The organism is Roseburia inulinivorans DSM 16841 (genome assembly GCF_000174195.1).
Taxonomy (GTDB): Bacteria; Bacillota; Clostridia; order Lachnospirales; family Lachnospiraceae; genus Roseburia; species Roseburia inulinivorans.
Map to the genome: position 1 here is coordinate 1 of NZ_ACFY01000108.1, position 678 is coordinate 678.

The 678-nt window shown below is 42.0% G+C and carries 1 protein-coding gene; it reads left to right on the forward strand.

Translation table 11 applies throughout. The features are described 5' to 3' along the window. Positions 1-69 precede the first annotated feature (69 nt). Positions 70-228, forward strand: a complete 159-nt coding sequence (locus tag ROSEINA2194_RS21195) for a hypothetical protein (protein ID WP_207643057.1) — start codon at positions 70-72, stop codon at positions 226-228. Positions 229-678: the final 450 nt, after the last annotated feature.

Sequence of the window (678 nt, forward strand, 5' to 3'; positions counted from 1 at the left end):
GTGTAACATCCGCAAGCTGGAACAAGACCGGAAGATGGAAGTGAGATCAAACTGAAGGAGGGATCGAATATGTGTGAAGCATTAAAAGAATTGTTTGCGGACGACCTGCGTGAATCAAGGGAACAGGGCATCATCGAAGGCAGGATCGAGGGCAGGAATGCCGGCAGGATTGAGGGTAGAATCGAAGGCAGATGTGATATTACCTGTAATTCCTATTCTTGCGCATAGAGGCTTGTTTGGGATGGTGGAAAATGGTTGGAAGTTTATCTGGGTTGCAGCTATAATGATTTTATTACCATTTGTTTCATCATTGGTGGGAATTATTCTTGGAAGCATACAATTAAAGAAAACATCTACAAAGCCTGTAAAGATTGGGGTGTTGCTTTCATGCACGGGGTTAGTGCTGCATTTACTCTTTCGATTTGTTTTTAAGTTTTAGAATCCCAGCTCCATAGCTCACGAAGAAAATAATATTTGTTTATAGCGTTTTTCTTTCATTTACGTTACGAAAGACTTGTGAGAGGACGCTTATACATACCCAATCAACGTTATGAATTGCACCACAGAATCTGCAATTTACGTTATGGAACTCCCGGAGTTTCATCTTTGGGTTCTGCCGCTCGTAACCTGGATTGACGGATTTCCACAACCTGAATATTGCATGCTACACAGCCTTGG

Coding starts and splice junctions, on each gene's coding strand:
- ROSEINA2194_RS21195 (WP_207643057.1), top strand. CDS start 70: ATGTGTGAAGCATTAAAAGAATTGTTTGCGGACGACCTGCGTGAATCA.